The sequence below is a fragment of the Streptomyces gobiensis genome (assembly GCF_021216675.1).
Lineage (GTDB): Bacteria > Actinomycetota > Actinomycetes > Streptomycetales > Streptomycetaceae > Streptomyces > Streptomyces gobiensis.
This window is the reverse complement of sequence record NZ_CP086120.1, coordinates 2,431,466-2,451,257: the sequence shown is the minus strand read 5'-3', so window position 1 is coordinate 2,451,257 and position 19,792 is coordinate 2,431,466. Positions and strand designations below refer to the sequence as shown.

The following is a 19,792-nucleotide window of genomic DNA, read 5'->3' as shown; positions in this document are numbered from 1 at the left end:
GTAGGACTTGAACCATGGTTCAGGTCAAGGATCAGAGGATCAGAGGGAAGGGCCGCTCAGCGGTCGGCGTAGACCACCCAGACCTGGCCCCTGGCAAAGGGCATCGGTTCGCCGCCGGGCTGGCTGAAGCTCGTACCGTCGGTGGCCGTCTCCCGTTGCCATGTCGCGTTGAACGCCTGGCCGTCGCGCAGCACAGTGGCCTTTCCGCTGCCCACGGTCTCGATATACGGGGTCACGGCCCCGGTGACGTCCTTGTAGCGGGAAGGCTGCATGGTCACATGCTGGATGACGACGGTCGGGGCGCCCAGCCGCTCGCCCTGTTCTGTCCGGGCCGGTGTGCCGTCGAACGAGGCCAGCCAGCGCTTTTCCTTGGCCGACCAGTTGAACGAGGTGCTGGCCGAGGCGTACCTGACGGTTCGCTCGTCGGTGGGCTTGCCGTCCGCTGGCCGGGGGCCGAAGCGGAAGCCAATGTCCTCGCTCAGGCTCGCGTCGGGAGCTGCGCGCAGCGCCTCCTCGGGCCGGACGAAGAGATTGTGCGGTGACCGCCGGTCGGGGTCACGGAAGTATGCCTTGGGGGCGTCGCCGGGTGGCAGGGCGTAGAGCGGGGACTCTTCGACGGTCTCGATAAGCGCCTTCCGTACGCCCGAGTAGGCGAGCGCGGGGCGGTCGAACTGCCGGAGCAGCTCTATATCCGACTCCCGGGCGCTGCGTACCGGCCCGATCGAATCCGGCTGCTGGCTGGAGAAGATCCCGATCAGCCTGCTTTGCCCGCCCTCGACCTTCTCGACGTAGACGATGTCCGCCTTGTCGAGCCCGGTGTGCGGCCGGGCCTGCTTGGCGTTGTCGACCTTTACGGCGAGCACCGGGGCCGGATCGGCCGGTTGCCCGGTGTACGGGGAGCGTTGCTCGGTGTCGTCCTGCTGCCCGAGTTGGGGCTGGACGGCGCCCCAGAAGGCCCAGAAGATGAGTGCTCCGGCGATCACTGCGGCCAGCAGGGCCAGCACGGTTTTTGTCGCCATGGCGAGCCTCCCGGGGTGGACCTACCTCCAGGGTGCCGCGCCGGCTCCCGGAACGGAGCTGCCGCTGCGCGGCTGCGGGGTGCCGGGGGGTGGGTTTCCCCGTATCCCGCCCCTTCCCGGAAACCGGGGCTTCGCCCCGGGCCCCGGGGCTGGCCCGGTGCGGGCCGGTGGCCGGTGTTGTGCCCACCCACAGCCCCTCGCGGGGCTGCGAGTGCCCACAACATGGAGGGAAGCCGCTACCAGCTGGACTTGCGGACGCCCGGCAGCTGGCCCGCGTGCGCCATCTCCCGGAGCTTGATCCGGGAGAGCCCGAACGCACGGAAGTGCCCGCGCGGACGCCCGTCGACGCTGTCGCGGTTACGGAGCCGGGTCGCGCTGGCGTCCCGTGGCTGCCGGTTCAGCTCCTGCTGGGCGGCGGCGCGCTCCGCGTCCGGGGTGGCCGGGTTGCGGATGAGCGCCTTGAGCGCGGCCCGGCGCTCGGCGTATCGGGCGACGATCTCACGCCGCTGCTCATTCTTAGCGATCTTGCTCTTCTTCGCCATCAGACCTTGCCTCCACGGGCCCGGATCCGGGCGACGGCCTTCTCGATGCCAATGGTGTCCACGGTCTTCACGCCCTTGGCGCTCAGGGTGAGACGCACATGGCGGTGCTCACTGGGCAGCCAGTAGCGCTTGCGCTGGATGTTCGGGTTGAAGCGGCGTGATGTGCGCCGGTGTGAGTGGGAGATCTGTTTGCCGAAGACCGGTGCGCGACCGGTGAGCTGGCAGTGGGCGGACAAGGGGCTGGCCTCCTCGGGAGCTAATGAAAACGGTTTTCGTTTGTGTATAGTACCCGCATGGCCCGCAATGAAATACGCCCGGTGATCAAACTCCGGTCCACCGCTGGGACCGGCTACACGTATGTCACCCGCAAGAACCGCCGTAATGACCCGGACCGACTGGAGCTGCGTAAGTACGATCCGGTCGCCGGCCGCCATGTCGCTTTCCGCGAAGAGCGCTAGGAGTACGCGTCTATGAAGCCCGGCATCCACCCGCCGTACCGCCCCGTCGTCTTCCGCGACCGGGCCGCCGACTTCGCCTTCCTCACCCGGTCCACCGCCGACAGCGACAAGACCATTGAGTGGGAGGACGGCAACACCTACCCCGTCATCGATGTGGAGATCTCCTCGGCGAGCCACCCCTTCTACACCGGCACCGCCCGGGTCCTGGACACCGCTGGCCGCGTCGAGCGCTTTGAGCGGCGCTACGGCAAGCGCGAGGCCCGCTGATGGAGGCAGGTGAGAAGCTGCCCGTCGTCATCATCGGCGGGCTGCACTCCGACGCCCGTAAGGCCGCCGTCGAACGGCTGCTGACCGCCGTGCCCGGCAGCGTGGCCCTCCATCACGACCTGGCCAGTGCCGCCTCGCAGGGCTCGGTACGCCGGACCGTACGGGAGTGCCGTGGCGTGCTGGACACCGGTGAGGCGCCGCTGGTCAACGACTGCGCCTGCTGCGCGCTCCGCGAGGACCTGGTGCCGGAGCTGGAGCGGCTGGCGGACACGGGGCTGTGCCGGCTGGCCGTGGTCGAGCTGTGGGACTCCGTGGAGCCCAAGGCGATGGCCGAGGTCATCGCCGCACACAGCGATGACGCGCTGCGGCTGGCCGGAGTGGTCACCGCCGTGGACCCGGCGCTGGTGCTGCCCTATCTCGCCAACGGTGACGATCTCGCCGAGGCGGGGCTCGCCGCCGCCGCGACCGACCAGCGCACCGTCGCCGACACCTGGGCGCGCCAGTTGGAGTACGCCCCGGTGCTGGCCTTGGTGGACGGCGAGGAGGCGGCCGACGCGGCGGATCTGGCGCTGCTGCACCAACTGCACCCCATGGCCCGCCAGGTCAGGATCGACGCCGAGGAGTTCATCGCCGCCGCCACAGCGGGGTTTGACGTGGAGGCCGCCGCCGCCCGGCAGCACCCCGCCTGTGCGCTGCTGCCACAGGAGGCGGACGCCGAGGGCGTGGAGACGCTGGTCTGGCACCGGGTACGGCCCTTCCACCCCGGACGGCTCTACGCCGCGCTGGAGGACCTGTCCTGCGCGGCCGCCCGCAGCCGGGGCCGCTTCTGGCTCGCCGACCGGCCCGACACCCTGCTGTCCTGGGACTCCGCGGGCGGTGCGCTCTGCGTGGAGAACGCCGGGCCCTGGCTGGCCGCGCTGCCGGACGCCGCCTGGGACATGGTGCCGCCGGTACGCCGCGCGGCGGCCGCCCTCGACTGGCACCCCGAGCACGGCGACCGCGCCCAGCATCTGGTGTTCACCTCACCCGGCCTGGACACCGACGCGCTGCGCTCGCTGCTGGACTCCTGCCTGCTCACCGATGCCGAGTACGAAGGCGGCCCGGAGGCCTGGAAGCTGCTGCCGCCCGCCTTTGACGAACTGCTCGACCCCGTCTCGTAACCACCGCTGAGACGTCCACGTCCCCATAAAAAACAACGAGGTCCCGCCATGTCCCGTCGTGTCACCACGCGCAAGCCCGTCAAGTCCCGCCCCAATCCCCTGGACGCGGCGGGTATCACCTACATCGACTACAAGGACACCGATCTGCTGCGGAAGTTCATCTCCGACCGTGGCAAGATCCGCAGCCGCCGGGTCACCCGGATCACCGCGCAGCAGCAGCGGCAGGTCGCCCGTGCGATCAAGAACGCCCGTGAGATGGCACTGCTGCCGTACGCGTCCACGTCCCGCTGACGCCATGGGCGACCGAGAGGGCGCGCTCTTCGCCGCGCTCGCGAACACCACCCGACGGGAAGTGCTGCGCGTACTCTGGGAGGAGGGGCCTCAGCCGGTGCGGCAGCTGGCCGCTCGCTTCGATATGCGCCGCCCCAGCCTCTCGGAGCACCTTCGGGTGCTGCGGGAGGCCGGTCTCGTCAGTGAGCGCCGGATCGGCCGGGAGCGGCACTACAGCCTGGAGGTGGCGGCACTCGCTGAGATACGGGACTGGCTGGCCCCGTATGAGCGGCTGTGGGAGTGAGCCCGCTGAGCCGCTGAGTCGGCGGCAGGCAACCTGCGCGGCGCGGTATGCGTCTATTTCCATGCCATGGGCACCGACTCAGCTCGCTTTCCCCCTGTTCAGGGAGGCGCTGGCTCGCCTTCCACATCTCTTACCGGGGGTAATGACGACAGAACAGTCGGTCGTGCACGTGCATCAGCACGTGCATATGCAGGTGAACAGAGCTATCATCCCGGCTAGTTGGGTACTGAACTATTCCGGGGGAGTCCTCTATGCACCGCCCATACAACGGCATGGCAGCCCAGGACCTCCACGAGGTCACCTGGCAGAAGAGCAAGCACAGCAATTCCCAGGGAACATGCGTGGAGTTCGCCAAGCTGGCCACGGGTGAGGTGGCCGTGCGTAACTCCCGCTTCCCGGAGGGACCCGCGCTCGTGTACACCCCGGCCGAGGTGGAAGCGATGCTGCTGGGCATCAAGGACGGCGAGTTCGACCACCTCATACGCGACTGACCCGTACGGAGCCGGCTCACGCGGGACTGATGGGGCCGAGGCGGAAGAGCGCCCAGACGACCTTTCCCGGCAGGGCTCCGTCCAGGGGCTGCCAGCCCCAGCTGTCGCTGAACGACTCCACAAGAAACAACCCACGCCCTGATTCGGCGGTGTAGTCCGAGAGGTCGATCAGCTCGGCGATGGCGCCAGCGCCCCCCTCGCCGTCCGCATCGGCCGACAGTGGCGCCTTCCGGCTGGGGTCGCGAACCGCGCAGACCAGCCGTGCGGACCAGCGCATCAGATGCAGCCGTACCGGAGGGTCAAGCTCCGGGGTGGTGGCAGTGGGCAGTCCGTGCCGAAGCGCGTTCGTCACCAGTTCGGAGACGACCAGCGTGACGTTGTCGAAGTGATCGCAAAGCTCCCAGCCGCCCAGTGTGGCGCGGGTGAACTCCCGGGCTGTCTTCACCGCTTCGTAGTGCGACGGCAGTGCACAGGACGCGGAACTGGAGAGCGCACCGGAGTCAAGCGGTGGGAGGCCCTGCCATAACGGCTCAAGTACGGTCGATCCTTCGGTCCCCATATCAAGCTCCCCCTGGCTTTGGCGGTTGGGACTCAAATGCGTTGACACCCCGTGCACTTGGACGCTTCCCATGGTTCCCAATGCCAACATCAGATGCAAGGGCAGATGCACGTGCATGTGTAACTTTCGATCGTGTGTAACCGCACGGGCACGCAACGGAGCCCGAAGATGGCAGACTGCCCTTCAATCGGGGACGAGTGTCCGATCAAATTAGGGGTAATTCCGGTGAGTGGTGGGGCGAATGGGACAAGTGGTTCGAGTGGGTCGATGGTGCGTCGCATCCTGCTCGGGTCCCAGTTGCGGCGGCTCCGGGAGTCGCGCGGGGTGACCCGTGAGGCGGCTGGGTATTCGATCCGGGCATCCGAATCGAAGATCAGCCGGATGGAGCTGGGCCGGGTGAGTTTCAAGGCGCGTGATGTCGCGGATCTGCTCACCCTCTATGGCGTCACCGACGAGGCCGAGCGCGAGCCCCTGCTCAATCTCGCGCGGGAGTCCAGCATCGCGGGATGGTGGCACAGCTACAGCGATGTGCTGCCTGCCTGGTTCCAGACCTATGTGGGCCTGGAGGGCGCCGCCGCAGAAATCCATACCTACGAGGTGCAGTTCGTCCACGGACTGCTGCAGACGGAGGGCTACGCCCACGCGGTGGTCGCCAGCGGCCACAAGACCCGGATGTCCGAGGAGGAGATCGACCGGCGGGTCGCCCTGCGGATGGAGCGGCAGAAGCTGCTGCTCGGCGAGAACGCCCCGCAGTTCCGCTGCGTCCTCGACGAGGCCGCGCTGCGGCGCCCCTTTGGCAGCCGCGCCATCATGGATGCCCAGCTGCGCCATCTCGCGGAGTTCTCCGAGCGGCCGAATGTCACGCTTCAGGTGGTGCCGTTCGAGCTCGGCGGCCATCCTGCCGAGAGCGGCGCCTTCACCCTGCTGCGCTTTCCGGAACCGGAAATCCCCGATGTCGTCTATCTGGAGCAGCTGACCGGCTCGCTCTATCTCGACAAAGCGGAGGATGTCGCACAGTACGCCCAGGTGCTGGACCGCTTGGTCGAGAGCAGCCTCTCTCCGGCCAGGACCCGCGACCATCTGCACAAGGTCCGTCAACTAGCTTAAAACGCCAGTACGATGACGACTCATCAGTAGTGTATCCACCCCCCTCCGAAGGAATGGCATGCCCTATTTCACGGACTTGGCGTATCAGCACATCGATGGTGAATGGGTGCCGGGGACCGGTTCCTGGGACATCATCGACTTCAACCCGTACAACGGCGAGAAGCTCTGCTCCATCACCGTGGCCACGAGGGATGAGGTCGATCAGGCCTATCGCGCGGCTGAGCGGCACCAGCCCGCCTGGGCGGCCACCAATCCGTACACCCGGCGTCTGGTCTTCGAGCGTGCGATACGCCTGATAGAGGACCGGGAGCAGGAGCTCACCGAGGCGATCATCGCCGAGCTCGGCGGCACCCGGCTGAAGGCCGCCTTCGAGCTGCACCTCGCCAAGGAGTTCCTGCGCGAGTCCATGCAGTTGGCGCTGCGCGCCAAGGGCCAGATCGTCCCCTCGCCGGTGGACGGCAAGGAGAACCGCGTCTACCGGCTGCCGGTGGGCGTCGTAGGCGTCATCTCCCCCTTCAACTTCCCCTTCCTGCTCTCCCTCAAGTCGGTGGCCCCCGCGCTCGCCCTGGGCAACGCGGTGGTGCTCAAGCCGCACCAGAACACCCCCATCTGCGGTGGCTCGCTGGTCGCCAGAATCCTGGAGGACGCGGGGCTGCCGAAGGGGCTTCTCAACGTCGTCATCACCGATATCGCGGAGATCGGCGACGCGCTGCTGGAACATCCGGTCCCGAAGGTCATCTCCTTCACCGGCTCGGACACCGTCGGCCGCCATGTCGCGACGGTCGCCGCCAGCCACTTCAAGCACGCCGTACTGGAACTGGGCGGCAACAGCGCGCTGATCGTCCTCGATGACGCCGATGTGGACTACGCCGTGGACGCGGCCGTATTCAGCCGGTTCGTTCACCAGGGCCAGGTCTGTATGGCGGCCAACCGGGTCATTGTCGACCGCAGCGTGGAGAAGGAGTTCACCGAGAAGTTCGTGGCCAAGATCAAGACGCTGAAGGTCGGTGACCCTCAGGACCCGCAGACCCATATCGGCCCGTTGATCAACTCTAGCCAGGCCGACCGCGTCACCTCCGTCGTCCAGCAGAGCATCGACGCCGGCGCCACGGTGCTGCTGCGCGGCGAGACCAACGGGAGCCTTGTCTCGCCGACGGTGCTGACGGATCTGCCTGCCGACGCCCCGGCGTTGCGTACGGAGATCTTCGGCCCGGTGGCGCTGATCATCCCCGTCGACGGTGAGGACGAGGCCGTACGGGTCGCCAATGACACCCCGTACGGTCTCAGCGGGGCCGTGCACACCGCCGATGTCGACCGGGGTGTGGCCGTCGCCCACCGGATCGAGACCGGCATGATCCACATCAACGACTCCACGGTCGCCGATGAGCCGATCGTCCCCTTCGGCGGCGAGAAGCAGTCGGGCCTCGGACGGTTGAACGGCGAGCACTTCGTGGAGTCGTTCACCACGACGAAGTGGATCGCCATCCAGCACGGCCGCAGCGGCTTCCCCTTCTGAAGTCCCCTCTCTCTTCCTTGCGGACGAACCTGACCGCAAGGGCCCGTAATGTCGTCGTCAGCGGCCACCCGGCGGTGCGGGGGTGGCCGGGGCGAACTCCGCCGCTCAGTCGCCCCCGAGCGCCGCCCGCAGATCCGCCGCCCGCTCCAGCTCGTCGGCCACCGACGCCCGCTCGGCCTCGCTGAGCTCCGCCTCCACCGGTTCCGCCTCGGCCAGCAGCCGTCGCGCGGTCTCCGTATCCTTCAGCTGCGCCGCAAGATCGGCCCGCAGGATCAGCGCCAACACATACTCCGCCTGGGAGGCAGGGGTCTCCTCGGCCAGAGCACGGTCGAGGATTCTGGCGCCCTGAGCCGGATCGCCCTTGGACTCCCCCAGCAGCCAGCCGTAGTGCACCGCCTTGGCAAACTTCTCCTTCGGGGCCGGGCCGTGCTCCAGGGGTTCGCCATTCGGCTGACCGACGCGGACGGAGTTGCCGCCGGGATCTGTCAGCAGAAACTGGCGGACTCCGTAGGAGGTGTCCTTCAGCTGCCCGATCCGGGGAATGCCATGGGTGGGTATCTTGCCGAAGGCCTGCTTGAGTCCGGCCCGGAAGGCCGCGTAGAGCTCGTCCACCCGGTCCGTCGTGATGTAACAGCCGCCCCAGGACTCCTCGGGGACAACCGAGTCGTCCACGACGAAGTGCAGCTCGATACCGTCGCCGTACTCGACGGCGCCGAAGGAGTAGGGCCGGTGCTGCTCGTAGGTCACCTCGAAGCCGAGGGCCCGGTAGAAGTCCAGCTGTTCGGAGAGAGACGGGCAGCTGAGGCCCGGAGCCACTTTCTCAGTCATGGCGCGAGCGTAGAGAGACCGGCCCAACTAGTCAAACTTGAATACATCACCATCTAGGCTGGTGAGATCAGAGAACGCGCAGAGAGGGCGACGATGTCAGCGATCCGGCTGCTGGTACTGGGGGCGGTACGCCAGCATGGGCGGGCGCACGGCTATATGGTCCGCAACGACCTGGAGTTCTGGGGCGCCCACGAGTGGTCCAACGCCAAGCCGGGCTCGATTTACCACGCGCTCAAACAGCTGGCCAAGCAGGGACTGCTGCGTGCCCACGATGTCGCCCCGAGCACGGCCGGGGGCCCACCCCGCACCGAGTACGAACTCACCGACGCCGGTGAGACGGAGTATCTGAAGCTGCTCCGTCACGCGCTGACGGCGATCGACGAAAAGCAGGACATGCTGACCTCCGGCGTCGGCTTCATCGTCGACCTGCCCCGCGAGGAGGCCATCGCACTGCTCAAGGAGCGGGTGGCCGCCCTGGAGGACTGGCGCGCCGAAGTCACCCAGCACTGGACCCCGGAGGGCTCCACACCCGAGGAGTGGGGACACATCGGCGAGATCATGGGCCTGTGGGTCCACACCTCCGACAGCGGCGCGGAGTGGACCCGCGGCCTGATCGAGCGGCTGGAGAACGGCGCGTATGTGATGGCGGGCGAGGGCGAGCGGGAAGTGAACGTACTCCCGGAGGGCGCGGAGAACCCGTACGCGACGGGGACGGACCAGCTACGTGGCCCCGATCCACGGCGGTGACCGCCGCGCCGCGCCACTCTGGGGCTCATACTGCGTTGCCCGAAGCCCTGCGCTGATCAACTGGAGCCGTGCCACGATGCGGCTGTCGAAAAGCCAGTAGTCGTACTCGGGCAGGCCGAGGGGTTTGGCCTCTGCGCGCTGGAGGTAGCGGATGTCCTCCCCCGCACTGAGATTGTGCGGGGTGCCCCACAGCTCGAAGCGTAGAAAGTCAGAGGGGGGTGCGTCGATCAGCCGAACTGGCTCGACGCGCTTGCCCTGTCCGGTCCTTCCACATCTGCGACGACACCCTCGTATCCATCGAGTTGCTGTCGGCACGGGTGACCGTCACTCAGCCGAGCGAGATCGCCCTGTACCTGAAAGCGTTCGACCAGCTACGCGGCCTGGCCGTATACGGCGCCGAGGCCCGGGCGCTCATCGTCAACGCCATCGAGGCACTGCGATAACACCTAAGGCGCCCGTTTCCATACGTATCTAGCGCAGACGTGCATGCACGTAAGGCTTGCGTTGGCCGACGACCTCTCGGGACCTAACCTCCGCCAGCGATAGACAGCTTGGCCGCGAACCCAAGGAAGGCGGTGCCTGCTGCTGCTGAGGATCCGGCCTGGAGCCGACGGCGTTTGCGGAAGGCGGCTGCCAGTCGGGCGCCGCTGAAAATCAGCACCGACAGATAGGCGATGCTGAACAGCTGTGCCCAGGTGCCCAGCGCCACGAAAGAGAGTGCCGGATAGGGGTAGGCGGGGTCCACGAACTGCACGAAGAAGGAGACGAAGAACAGGATGGCCTTGGGGTTGAGCAGGCTGGCCAGCAACGCTCGGCGGTACGGCCGCTCACCGATCGGCCGTGCGGGGGCCGCTTCCTCCTCGACCCGCACCGCCTCGCCCCGGCCGCGCCACAGCCTCCAGGCCGCCCGCAGCATGCCCACCGCGAGCCAGGTCAGGTAGCCCGCGCCCGCGAACTTCACCACCGAGAACGCCACCGGGCTCGCCTTGAGCAGCGAGGCGACCCCGCCCGCCGACAGGATCATCAGCACCGCGTCGCCGCAGACCACACCACCGGCCGCCTGATAGCCCGCGCGCACGCCACGGCGGGCCGCTACCGATAGGACGTAGAGCGAGTTTGGCCCTGGCAGCAGGATGATCAGGGCAAGGCCCACCAGATAAGTCGGCAGATCGGTGATTCCCAGCATGAGCGGCAGCCTGGCATGTGCCGATGTCAGGGGTGTAGGGGTTTTTGCTTTCTGGGACAGCGAAAGGCCGTCGCGCTTGCACCTCACGTGGCGTGAGGGTGGACCGTGGAGCGTGTAAGCGAGAGAAGGAGGCGGCGGACGTGGGCTACTCCGTTGGTCAGGTCGCCGGTTTCGCCGGGGTCACGGTGCGCACCTTGCACCACTACGACGAGATCGGGCTGCTGGCGCCCAGCGAGCGCACTTACGCGGGGCACCGGCGGTACAGCGATGCCGATCTGGACCGGTTGCAGCAGATCCTCTTCTACCGGGAGCTGGGCTTCCCGCTGGAGGAAGTCGCTCAGCTGCTTGATGACCCGGGCGCGGATCCGTACGCGCATCTGCGGCGGCAGCACCGGCTGCTGGCTGACCGGATGGAGAAGCTGCGGAAGATGGCCGCCGCCATTGAAGAGGCCATGGAGGCACGGAGGATGGGCATCAATCTCACGCCCGAGGAGAAGTTCGAGGTCTTCGGGGACTTTGATCCGGATGAGTATGCGCAGGAGGCGGAGCGGCGCTGGGGCGGCGGTGAACCGTACCGGGAGTCGCAGCGGCGGGTCGCTGCGTACGGCAAGGAGGACTGGCTGCGGATCAAGGCTGAGCAGGGCGACCTCAACCGGCGGATCGTCGCGCTGATGGAGTCCGGGGCCGGGCCGCAGTCACCGGCCGCGATGGAGCTGGCCGAGGAGCACCGGCAGCAGATCTGCCGGTACTTCTACGACTGCGGGTACGAGGTGCATACCGGGCTCGCGGAGATGTATGTCGCGGATGAGCGGTTCACCGCGACATACGAGAACATCAAGCCCGGCTTGGCCGTGTATCTGCGGGGGGCGATCCTCGCCAACGCGGCCCGCGCGGTCTGACCCGGGGTCTACACGCGGGCGTGGCGGCGGCGGGGCTGGTCGGGCTGGGCCTTCGCGCGGCGCAGGCGGTGTTCCACCACGAGGACCGTGACGACGATGGCGAAGCCCAGGGCCAGCAGGGCGAAGGTCTGGGGCGCGGCGTCGCCGGGGGCGAAGATGTTGCGGTCCTCGTCCTGCCACGGCCACAGCGCGCGCAGCGAACCGGCCATCAGCCCGGTCATCACCACCAGGGTGAGGTGGTGATGGTGCTCCAGCAGCCACTTCAGCAGCTTGACGAAGAGCGCCAGGCCGACGAGGCAGCCGAGGCCGAAGGCGGCCAGCAGGCCCAGGTCCCGGTTGTTCGCTGCGTCGATCACCGGCTCGTACAGCCCGAGCGTCAGCAGAATGAAGGAGCCGGACAGGCCCGGCAGCACCAGGGCGCAGATGGCGACCGAGCCACCCAGGAAGATGCTTACGGGGCTGACGGTCCCGTTCGCCGGGGGCAGCCCCGTGAGCAGGAACGCGCCTGCCGCTACGAGCAGAGCCAGCGCGTAGTTGGCCGGCGTCCAGCGGCGGCCCGAGTGGGTGAAGGGGATCCACAGGGAGGCCAGCACCAGGCCGAAGAAGAGCGCGTACGCGTACTGCTGGTGGTCCTCCACCAGCGGGGCGATCAGCTTGGCGCCCAGCACCAGGGCGGCGGCCATGCCGATCATCAGGGGAAAGATGACCCCCCAGTCGACCTTGCGCAGCTCCGCTGCGGCCCGCGCCGTGCCCCGGCCGCGGGGCAGATCGGTGAGGCCGTAGCGGACGGCCGTGGTGATGTTCCCGGCGCCGCCGATGAGCTTTTCGTAGACGCCGATGATCAGAGCGACCGTGCCGCCGCTGACACCGGGTACCACCTCGGCGGCGCCGATGAGTGACCCGCGGAACGCGTTGAACAGTCGGGTGCCGAGTGAGTTGGCCATGATCTCCTGTTTCCCCGGGAAGCCCTCAAGCGGGCGGTGCGGCGGGGTTCATCTTATGCTTCCGGTCATAGGCACCCTCTGGGGGCAGAAGGAGAAAGCTGGTAGTGGTCGGGGACCCGAAGCGGAATGACGCTGGCGCGGAATCGGAAGGCTCCGAGGACGCCAAGCCCTCCTCGGACGAGGCGCACAGCGCGTTCACCCCGCCGCTGGGTGTTCCGATGCCACCCGCGCCGGAGGAGGAGCACCCCACCTCGGAGTTCGCTGTTCCGGAAGGCTTCAAGCAGCCCCAGCCGCCGGAGCCGGAGCACAGCGCCTTCGCCTTCACGCCCGCCAAGGGCACCCCCGCGATAGGGCCGCTGGCGCAGCCCAATGTGCCCTGGCAGGACCGTATGCGCGCCATGGTGCGTACGCCGCTCGCCGAGCGGCCCGCGCCTGAGCGGCTGGAACGGGTGGAGGGCGAGCACGGGCCTTCCGTCCCGCGTGTGCTCGACCTCACGCTCCGGATCGGCGATCTGCTGCTCGGGGGCGGCGAGGGCGCGGAGGATGTTGAGGCGGCGATGTTCGGTGTCGCCCACGCGTATGGGCTGGACCGCTGTGAGCCGACCGTCACGTTCACGCTGATCTCGGTCACCCATCAGCCGTCGCTGGTCGACGATCCGGTGACGCTGAGCCGGACCGTACGGCGCCGGGGCACCGACTACACCCGGCTGGCGGCGGTCTTCCGGCTGGTCGATGACATCACGTCCGGGCACGTGACCCTGGAGGAGGCGTACGGCCGCCTCGCGGAGATCCGCCGTAACCGGCACCCGTATTCGAAGGGGACGCTCACCCTGGCCAGCGGGCTGCTGGCGGGGGCGGCGGCGACGCTGGTCGGCGGCGGCTGGCTGGTCTTCCTGCTCGCGGCGCTCGGCGCGATGGCGGGAGACCGGCTGGCCTGGCTGAGCTCAGGCCGGGGGCTGCCGGAGTTCTACCAGTTCGTGGCGGCGGCCATGCCGTCCGCCGCGATGGGCGTAACGGTTGTGCTGTCTGATCATCCGGTGCTGGGGGATGTACGGGCCTCCGCGGTGATCACGGGTGGACTCTTCGCGCTGATCCCGGGGCGGGCGCTGGTGGCCGCGGTGCACGACGGGCTGACCGGCTACTACATCACCGCGGGAGCGCGGCTCCTGGAGGTCATCTATCTCATCGTCGGCATCGTCTTCGGGGTGCTGACGGTGCTGTATGTGGGCGGTCAGCTCGGCGCGCGGTTCAACCCGGACGTGGTGCACCATGTCGAGCGGCCGGTGATTCAGATCTTCGCCGCGATGCTGCTGGCGCTGGCCTTCTGCGTACTGCTCCAGCAGGAACGTCACACCGTGGTGTGGGCCACGTTCAATGGCGGTGTCGCGTGGCTGGTGTTCGGCACGCTGGCCCACACCGCCGAAATGGACCCGGTGCCCGCGACGGTCGCGGCGGCCGGGCTTGTCGGCCTCTTCGGCCAGCTGATGTCCCGCTATCAGTTCGTCTCCGCGATGCCGTACATCACGGCGGCGATTGGTCCGTTGCTGCCTGGTAGCGCGATCTACTTCGGGCTGCTGGGGATCGCGCAGGGGGACATGGACAAGGGCATCCAGCATCTCGCCACGGCGGTGGCGCTGGCGCTGGCTATCGCCATCGGGGTGAATCTCGGCAACGAGTTGGCCCGGCTCTTCATCAAGTCTCCGGGGGTGGAGACGCCGTTGCCGGGGCGGCGCGGGGCGAAGCGGACGCGGGGCTTCTGAGCGCCGCGGGCCGCTGCGCGGGGCTTACGCGCCGCCGGGTGGGTACGTGCCGCCGGGTGGGTGCGCGGCTCCGCCGCGTGGCGGGGCTTCGCCCCGGGGCGGGTGGGTGGCTGTGGGTGGGGTTCCCCGTATCCCGCCCCTTCCCGGAAACCGGGGCTTTGCCCCGGGGCCCCGGGGTTGGGCGGTGCGGCTTCGGTGGCCGGTGTTGTGCCCACCCGTTCCGCCCCTCGGGCGGACCGAGTGCCCACAACATGGGTGGGGTCTGGGGGCGGCAGCACCCAGTTTCGGGAAGGGGCGGGGTTGGGGAATGCTCACGGGTGCGCACCCCTCGGGGTGCGCACCCGTGTCAGCTCGCGGTGGTGCTCAGCCCAAACCACCGGACGGAGTCCGGTGCAGCGGCTCGAAGCCTGGGAGGCCCCCAGGGCCGAGCAGCGCGAGAGCCGCAAAAAAAATCAGTGGCCGCCCTGGGCTTCCAGGCGTTTGCGGGAGGCTTCTACCTCCGCCTCCGCGTCGGTGCGGCCAACCCAGTTCGCGCCCTCGACCGACTTGCCCGGCTCCAGGTCCTTGTAGACCTCGAAGAAGTGCTGGATCTCCAGGCGGTCGAACTCGCTCACATGGTGGATGTCACGCAGGTGCTCCACCCGCGGGTCAGAAGCCGGGACGCACAGCAGCTTGTCGTCGCCGCCCGCCTCGTCCGTCATCCGGAACATGCCGATCGCCCGGCACTTGATGATGCAGCCCGGGAACGTCGGTTCCTCCAGCAGCACCAGCGCGTCCAGCGGGTCGCCGTCCTCGCCAAGGGTGCCGTCGACGAAACCGTAGTCGGCCGGATACACGGTCGAGGTGAAGAGGTGACGGTCCAGACGGATGCGACCGGTCTCGTGGTCAACCTCGTACTTGTTCCGTGACCCCTTCGGGATCTCGATGGTGACGTCGAACTCCAAGGGAGGCTCCTCCGTGATCAACACATGTTCTGGTGATTAAGTGTCCCCCACGCAGGTGTGTGCTCGCGAAAGGGGCTGGTCCGAGGTGCGGGGTACGCCCGTGAACTGGTCGAACGTCCGGCAGCGCTGGCGGACGGCACCGCCGCGGAAGCGGCAGACCTGGCGGTTGACGGCGGGTTCCGCCGCCGTCGGCCTCACGCTCGCCCTGACCGCGGTAGCCGTCGCGGGACCGTGGGACTCGGGTCAGCGTACGGCGGAACGCGCCCGCGCGGCCGGTCAGGAACCGGACAGGGACAGTGGCGCTCAACACACCGGCCAACACACCGGCCAGCACACCGACGACCCCCGGGGAGCCCGGGACCGGGACGCGCTCCCCAAGCCCGCGCCCAGCGCCCCCGCGGTGCTCACCGCGCTGAGGAACGCGGCGCCGCCGCCCACCCGGTCGGCGCTCGCCGACGCACTGGAGCCACTGCTGGAGGACCCCTCGCTCGGCCCCCTGCGTACCGCCTCGGTGGTGGACGTCAGCAGCGGCAAGGAGCTCTTCTCGGTCCGCGCGGGCACCAACGCCACCCCCGCCTCCACGATCAAGCTCGGCACCGCCGCCGCCGCGCTCAGCGCCCTGGGCCCCGACCACCGGATCCCCACGCGGGCCGTATGGGACCCGGACAAGCGGCGGATCACGCTGGTCGGCGGGGGAGACCCCACACTGACCGAGAAGCGGCTCACGGAGCTGGCCGAGGCCACGGCCCGTACCGTCCGGAAACGCGGCCTGAAGCCCAGGACGCTGGCCTACGACACCTCCCGCTACGCCGGACCCAGTCGGCACCCCATCGGCGTCAACAACAACATCGCGCCGGTCACCGCCCTGATGCTCAACGAGGCCCGGCTCGACGACAGCACCCGTGGCCCCGCCCCGCGCGCCGCCGATCCGGCCGCCGACGCCGCCGCCCGCTTCGCCGAGCTGCTGCGCGACCGTGGCGTCGGCACCAGCCGCCCCACCCAGGCGAAAGCGCCCGGAACGACCGGAACGACCGGAACGGCCGGGAAGCACAGCCGGGTGGAGCAGCTGGCCGCGGTGCGTTCGGCGCCGCTGTCCGCGCTGGTCGAGCGGATGCTGACGAACAGCGACAACGACATCGCCGAGGCGCTGGCCCGGCACACCGCGCGCGCCGATGGTCACAAGGCCGACTTCGCGGGCGCCGAGCGGGCGGTGCGCAACCGGCTGGCGAAGCTGGACCTGCCGATGTCCGGCACCCGCTTCGCCGACGGCAGCGGACTCAGCCGCGCGGACCGGGTCTCGGCCCGCTTCCTCACCGAGCTGCTGGTCCGCGCCGCCGACCCGGACCATCCCGAGCTGCGCTCGCTGCTGACCGGGCTGCCGGTAGCGGGCTTCAACGGCACCCTCGGCGGCCGCTACGCCGCCGACTCCGTATCCGGCGGGGCGGGCCTCGTACGCGCCAAGACCGGCACCCTCACCGGGGTGAACTCCCTCGCGGGTACGGTCGTTGACGCCGATGGGCGACTGCTGGCCTTCGCCTTTATGACCACCGGCACGCAGTACCCCTACAGCGCTCAGGCCGCCCTGGACCGCCTGGCCACGGCGGTGGCGGGCTGCGGCTGCCGCTGAGCGGGGAGACCGTCTCCTCCCGTACGCGGCCAACGCCACGTACCGTGAAGTCATGACGAGCCTCGGTGGTGTGGAGATGGTCGACTGGAATCTCGCGGTCGCGACCGCGACCCGGCTCGTGCGGCCCGGGCCCGAAGTGAGCCGTGACGAGGCGCGTGCTGTCGTCGCTGAGCTGCGGCGGCACGCCAAGGCCTCGGAGGGGCACGTACGCGCCTTCACCGGCATGGAACCCGTTGGTCCGGCAAGCGACACCCCCGTCCTTGTGGTGGACCGGGCGAGCTGGATCCGGGCCAATGTGGCCGGATTCCGGGAGCTGCTGGCGCCGCTTCTGGACAAGATGCGGCAGCGCCGCGCGAGCGTGCCCGGCGGTGCGATGCTCGGTGCCGTCGGCGGCAAGGTGACCGGCGTCGAGGTCGGCATGCTGCTGTCGTTTCTGGCCTCGCGCGTCCTCGGCCAGTACGAGACCTTCGCTCCCGCCTCCCGGGAGCTGCCCGGCTCGCCGGGGGAGGGCGGCGGGCGGCTGCTGCTCGTCGCCCCGAACATCGTGCATGTCGAGCGGGAGCTCGATGTGGAGCCGCACGACTTCCGGCTCTGGGTGAGCCTCCACGAGGAGACTCACCGCACCCAGTTCACGGCCGTGCCCTGGCTGCGGGACCACATCGAGGGCGAGATCCAGGCCTTCCTCAGCGAGACCGAGGTCGACCCGTCCACGCTGCTGGAGCGGCTGCGGGAGGCCGCGCAGGCCGCCGCCGGCGGCAGGCCGGAGGGGACGGGCGAGGACGACGGCAGCCGTAGCTTTGTGGAGCTTGTGCAGACGCCCGCACAGCGGGACATCCTGGGGCGGCTCACCGCCGTGATGTCACTCCTCGAGGGCCATGCCGACTATGTGATGGACGGGGTCGGCCCGCAGGTCGTGCCGTCCGTCGTCGAGATCCGGGAGAAGTTCCAAAAGCGCCGCCAGACCGGTGCGGGCCGCCTTGACCAGGCGCTGCGCAAGCTGCTCGGACTGGACGCCAAGCTGCGGCAGTACCGGGACGGGGAGCGGTTCGTACGGGCCGTGGTGGACCAGGTCGGCATGGACGGCTTCAACCGGGTGTGGACGTCGCCCAACACGCTGCCGACCAAGTCGGAGATCGCCAAGCCGACGGAATGGGTGGCGAGGGTGCACCGCAAAGCTGAATCATGAGCCCAAAATGACCCACGAATCACCCATCCGAGGGACCGTGACCAGCCATGAGCGCGTGCGATGCTCAGGGGAATAGCCCGTCTCTGTCACCATCAACGCACTCAGCGTAACGAAGCGTGCTAGACGACATCCCGAGGAAGTGAAACGGACATGGGCCCTCACCCCGCGGTCGCCGCGATACGCCTGGCGGTCCGCCGCGTACTCCATGAAGTCCTCAACGAGGCGGAAATCCTCCACGAGGTGCTTCACGACCAAGCCGCCCACACCCCATCCACCCCCCGAACCCAGCCCGCCCCGGACCGGCCCGCTCCGCTCATCCTTGTGGCGTGCTCCGGTGGTGCCGACTCCATGGCGCTCGCCTCGGCGCTGGCCTTTGAAGCCCCACGGCTGGGGGCGCGGGCCGGCGGCGTCACGGTGGACCATGGGCTCCAGACCGGCTCCGACAGCCGGGCGCTCGATGTCGCCAGCCGGCTCACCGCCTTCGGCCTCGACCCGGTCGAGGCCGTCACCGTCACCGTCGGCCGTGGTGCGGGTCCCGAGGCCGCCGCCCGTCAGGCCCGCTATGCCGCTCTGGACGAGGTCGCCGACCGCCATGGCGCCGCCGCCGTGCTGCTCGGCCACACCCGCGACGACCAGGCCGAGACCGTGCTGCTCGGCCTCGCCCGTGGCTCCGGCACCCGCTCACTGTCCGGTATGGCCGCCGTCTCCGGTTCGCTCACCGCCCGCCCCGGCACCGAGCGTCGCTACCGCCGCCCGTTCCTGACCATCGACCGGCAGACCACCCGCAAGGCCTGCATGGTCCAGTCCCTTCCCGTCTGGGACGACCCGCACAACGCTGACCCCGCCTACACCCGCTCCCGTGTCCGTCACGAAGCCATGCCCACCCTGGAGAAGGCGCTCGGTAAGGGCGTCATCGAGGCCCTTGCCCGCACCGCGCAGCTCTCCCGCGATGACGCGGACGCCCTGGACGCCTGGGCGGCCGACGCCGAGCGTGCCGTCCGCAGCGGTGCGCTCGATCAGGGCACGGCGGGCGCGCAGGCCGTGCTCGACGTGGACCGGCTCTACGCACTCCCGCCCGCCGTCCGCCGCCGGGTGCTCCGCCGTGCGGCCATCGCCGCCGGAGCGCCCGCGGGATCACTGTTCGCCCGTCATATCGAGGAAACCGACCGTCTGATCACCGGCTGGCGCGGTCAGCGGGCCATCAATCTGCCCGGCCGGGTCGAGGCCCGTCGGCAGGGTGGCACACTGGTCATCCGGCAGAGCGACAGCTGAGCGCTCATCCGGACCCGAGCGCACCCCGATCGACCTAGCGAGAGCAGCACGGTGGACGACAAGGACATGGGCGCCGACCTCAAGTCGGTGCTCATCACCAAGGAAGAGATCGACGCGAAGCTGGCCGAGCTGGCCGCGAAGATCGACGCGGAGTACGCGGGCAGGGACCTGCTCATCGTGGGTGTTCTCAAGGGCGCCGTGATGGTGATGGCGGATCTGGCACGTGCGTTGTCCACTCCGGTCACCATGGACTGGATGGCGGTGTCCTCCTACGGAGCCGGCACCCAGTCCTCCGGTGTCGTCCGGATCCTCAAGGACCTGGACACCGATATCAAGGGCAAGGATGTCCTGATCGTCGAGGACATCATCGACTCCGGGCTGACTCTCTCCTGGCTGCTGTCGAACCTCGGTTCGCGGGAGCCCGCCTCGCTGAACGTCTGCACGCTGCTGCGCAAGCCGGAGGCGGCGAAGGTCGACATCGATGTGAAGTGGGTCGGCTTCGACATCCCCAATGAGTTCGTTGTCGGCTACGGGCTCGACTTCGCCGAGAAATACCGCAATCTGCCCTTTGTCGGCACCCTGGCTCCGCACGTCTACGGCGGCTGATGGCCGCCCGGACGTCCGACGGCGGGAACATTGAGCCGCTTCCCGCCGTTGGAGCAGGCAGAGACCGGTTGGTTTACTGTGCCCGGCGGCATCGGGTGAC

At 68.9% G+C, this 19,792-nt stretch carries 24 protein-coding genes and 1 pseudogene; 16 read left to right on the top strand and 9 right to left on the bottom strand.

Features of this window, described 5'->3' with window-relative positions:
* Positions 1-56: 56 nt before the first annotated feature.
* From test1122_RS11240 to rpmB, 3 genes are all read right to left on the bottom strand, one after another.
* Positions 57-1,019, bottom strand: a complete 963-nt coding sequence (locus tag test1122_RS11240) for a DUF3048 domain-containing protein (protein WP_232269037.1) — start codon at positions 1,017-1,019, stop codon at positions 57-59.
* 236 nt (positions 1,020-1,255) lie between these two features.
* Positions 1,256-1,561 carry a 30S ribosomal protein S14 gene (gene rpsN / locus test1122_RS11235; RefSeq protein ID WP_232269036.1) on the bottom strand — a complete coding sequence of 102 codons (306 nt, stop codon included), beginning with the start codon at positions 1,559-1,561 and terminating at the stop codon, positions 1,256-1,258.
* Complete coding sequence (gene rpmB / locus test1122_RS11230; protein WP_232269035.1) at positions 1,561-1,797, bottom strand: 50S ribosomal protein L28; 237 nt, start codon at positions 1,795-1,797, stop codon at positions 1,561-1,563. Before rpmB ends, rpsN begins: the two co-directional genes overlap by 1 nt.
* 57 nt (positions 1,798-1,854) lie before the next feature.
* Here rpmB and rpmG point away from each other — a divergent pair, with 57 nt between their 5' ends.
* From rpmG to test1122_RS11200, 6 genes are all read left to right on the top strand, one after another.
* Positions 1,855-2,019, top strand: coding sequence for a 50S ribosomal protein L33 (gene rpmG, locus test1122_RS11225; RefSeq protein ID WP_232269034.1), 165 nt, complete (start codon positions 1,855-1,857; stop codon positions 2,017-2,019).
* 12 nt (positions 2,020-2,031) lie between these two features.
* Positions 2,032-2,286, top strand: a complete 255-nt coding sequence (locus test1122_RS11220; RefSeq protein WP_232269033.1) for a type B 50S ribosomal protein L31 — start codon at positions 2,032-2,034, stop codon at positions 2,284-2,286.
* Complete coding sequence (locus test1122_RS11215; RefSeq protein WP_232269032.1) at positions 2,286-3,446, top strand: CobW family GTP-binding protein; 1,161 nt, start codon at positions 2,286-2,288, stop codon at positions 3,444-3,446. The genes test1122_RS11220 and test1122_RS11215 overlap by 1 nt, the downstream gene beginning before the upstream one ends.
* A 48-nt stretch (positions 3,447-3,494) precedes the next feature.
* Positions 3,495-3,737, top strand: coding sequence for a 30S ribosomal protein S18 (gene rpsR, locus test1122_RS11210; RefSeq protein ID WP_232269031.1), 243 nt, complete (start codon positions 3,495-3,497; stop codon positions 3,735-3,737).
* A gap of 4 nt (positions 3,738-3,741) precedes the next feature.
* Positions 3,742-4,020 (top strand): ArsR/SmtB family transcription factor, encoded by a 279-nt coding sequence (locus test1122_RS11205; protein WP_232269030.1) that lies wholly within the window; start codon positions 3,742-3,744, stop codon positions 4,018-4,020.
* Between the two features lie 251 nt (positions 4,021-4,271).
* Positions 4,272-4,511 (top strand): DUF397 domain-containing protein, encoded by a 240-nt coding sequence (locus test1122_RS11200; protein WP_232269029.1) that lies wholly within the window; start codon positions 4,272-4,274, stop codon positions 4,509-4,511.
* Between the two features lie 16 nt (positions 4,512-4,527).
* Here test1122_RS11200 and test1122_RS11195 read toward each other — a convergent pair whose 3' ends face one another.
* Positions 4,528-5,070 (bottom strand): ATP-binding protein, encoded by a 543-nt coding sequence (locus tag test1122_RS11195; RefSeq protein WP_232269028.1) that lies wholly within the window; start codon positions 5,068-5,070, stop codon positions 4,528-4,530.
* Positions 5,071-5,337: 267 nt separating this feature from the next.
* Between test1122_RS11195 and test1122_RS11190 the strand changes: the two genes are divergently transcribed.
* Both test1122_RS11190 and test1122_RS11185 read left to right on the top strand, forming a co-directional pair.
* Complete coding sequence (locus tag test1122_RS11190; protein WP_232269027.1) at positions 5,338-6,177, top strand: helix-turn-helix domain-containing protein; 840 nt, start codon at positions 5,338-5,340, stop codon at positions 6,175-6,177.
* Positions 6,178-6,235: 58 nt separating this feature from the next.
* Positions 6,236-7,693 carry an aldehyde dehydrogenase family protein gene (locus tag test1122_RS11185; protein ID WP_232269026.1) on the top strand — a complete coding sequence of 486 codons (1,458 nt, stop codon included), beginning with the start codon at positions 6,236-6,238 and terminating at the stop codon, positions 7,691-7,693.
* 105 nt (positions 7,694-7,798) lie between these two features.
* On the opposite strand, the gene test1122_RS11180 is transcribed toward test1122_RS11185, so the two are convergent.
* Complete coding sequence (locus tag test1122_RS11180; protein ID WP_232269025.1) at positions 7,799-8,521, bottom strand: VOC family protein; 723 nt, start codon at positions 8,519-8,521, stop codon at positions 7,799-7,801.
* A gap of 93 nt (positions 8,522-8,614) precedes the next feature.
* On the opposite strand from test1122_RS11180, the gene test1122_RS11175 reads away from it, so the two are divergent.
* Positions 8,615-9,268: a PadR family transcriptional regulator gene (locus test1122_RS11175; RefSeq protein ID WP_232269024.1), complete on the top strand. Its 654-nt coding sequence runs from the start codon at positions 8,615-8,617 to the stop codon at positions 9,266-9,268.
* Here test1122_RS11175 and test1122_RS26685 read toward each other — a convergent pair.
* Positions 9,242-9,583 carry a DUF6879 family protein gene (locus tag test1122_RS26685; RefSeq protein ID WP_338423530.1) on the bottom strand — a complete coding sequence of 114 codons (342 nt, stop codon included), beginning with the start codon at positions 9,581-9,583 and terminating at the stop codon, positions 9,242-9,244. The genes test1122_RS11175 and test1122_RS26685 overlap by 27 nt on opposite strands.
* Between test1122_RS26685 and test1122_RS11170 the strand changes: the two are divergent.
* Positions 9,535-9,711: pseudogene (locus tag test1122_RS11170) on the top strand (transcriptional regulator); the annotation flags it as partial. The gene test1122_RS26685 and the pseudogene test1122_RS11170 overlap by 49 nt on opposite strands.
* 83 nt (positions 9,712-9,794) lie before the next feature.
* Here the strand turns inward: test1122_RS11170 and leuE are convergent.
* Entirely contained in the window at positions 9,795-10,454 is a 660-nt protein-coding gene (leuE, locus tag test1122_RS11165) for a leucine efflux protein LeuE (protein ID WP_232269023.1), read from the bottom strand.
* A gap of 140 nt (positions 10,455-10,594) precedes the next feature.
* Here leuE and test1122_RS11160 point away from each other — a divergent pair, with 140 nt between their 5' ends.
* Positions 10,595-11,353 (top strand): MerR family transcriptional regulator, encoded by a 759-nt coding sequence (locus test1122_RS11160; RefSeq protein ID WP_232269022.1) that lies wholly within the window; start codon positions 10,595-10,597, stop codon positions 11,351-11,353.
* Positions 11,354-11,361: 8 nt separating this feature from the next.
* Here the strand turns inward: test1122_RS11160 and test1122_RS11155 are convergent, their stop codons facing one another.
* Positions 11,362-12,297 (bottom strand): DUF368 domain-containing protein, encoded by a 936-nt coding sequence (locus test1122_RS11155; protein WP_232269021.1) that lies wholly within the window; start codon positions 12,295-12,297, stop codon positions 11,362-11,364.
* Between the two features lie 104 nt (positions 12,298-12,401).
* Here test1122_RS11155 and test1122_RS11150 point away from each other — a divergent pair, with 104 nt between their 5' ends.
* Entirely contained in the window at positions 12,402-14,057 is a 1,656-nt protein-coding gene (locus test1122_RS11150) for a threonine/serine exporter family protein (protein WP_232269020.1), read from the top strand.
* A gap of 452 nt (positions 14,058-14,509) precedes the next feature.
* Here test1122_RS11150 and test1122_RS11145 read toward each other — a convergent pair whose 3' ends face one another.
* Positions 14,510-15,001: an inorganic diphosphatase gene (locus tag test1122_RS11145; RefSeq protein WP_232269019.1), complete on the bottom strand. Its 492-nt coding sequence runs from the start codon at positions 14,999-15,001 to the stop codon at positions 14,510-14,512.
* A gap of 100 nt (positions 15,002-15,101) precedes the next feature.
* Here test1122_RS11145 and dacB point away from each other — a divergent pair, with 100 nt between their 5' ends.
* From dacB to hpt, 4 genes are all read left to right on the top strand, one after another.
* Positions 15,102-16,628, top strand: a complete 1,527-nt coding sequence (dacB, locus tag test1122_RS11140; RefSeq protein ID WP_232269018.1) for a D-alanyl-D-alanine carboxypeptidase/D-alanyl-D-alanine endopeptidase — start codon at positions 15,102-15,104, stop codon at positions 16,626-16,628.
* Positions 16,629-16,680: 52 nt separating this feature from the next.
* Positions 16,681-17,814: a zinc-dependent metalloprotease gene (locus tag test1122_RS11135; protein WP_232269017.1), complete on the top strand. Its 1,134-nt coding sequence runs from the start codon at positions 16,681-16,683 to the stop codon at positions 17,812-17,814.
* 150 nt (positions 17,815-17,964) lie between these two features.
* Positions 17,965-19,086: a tRNA lysidine(34) synthetase TilS gene (gene tilS, locus test1122_RS11130; protein WP_232269016.1), complete on the top strand. Its 1,122-nt coding sequence runs from the start codon at positions 17,965-17,967 to the stop codon at positions 19,084-19,086.
* Positions 19,087-19,152: 66 nt separating this feature from the next.
* On the top strand, positions 19,153-19,692 hold the full coding sequence (gene hpt / locus test1122_RS11125) for a hypoxanthine phosphoribosyltransferase (protein ID WP_232271864.1): 540 nt from the start codon (positions 19,153-19,155) through the stop codon (positions 19,690-19,692).
* The last annotated feature ends 100 nt before the right edge of the window (positions 19,693-19,792 follow it).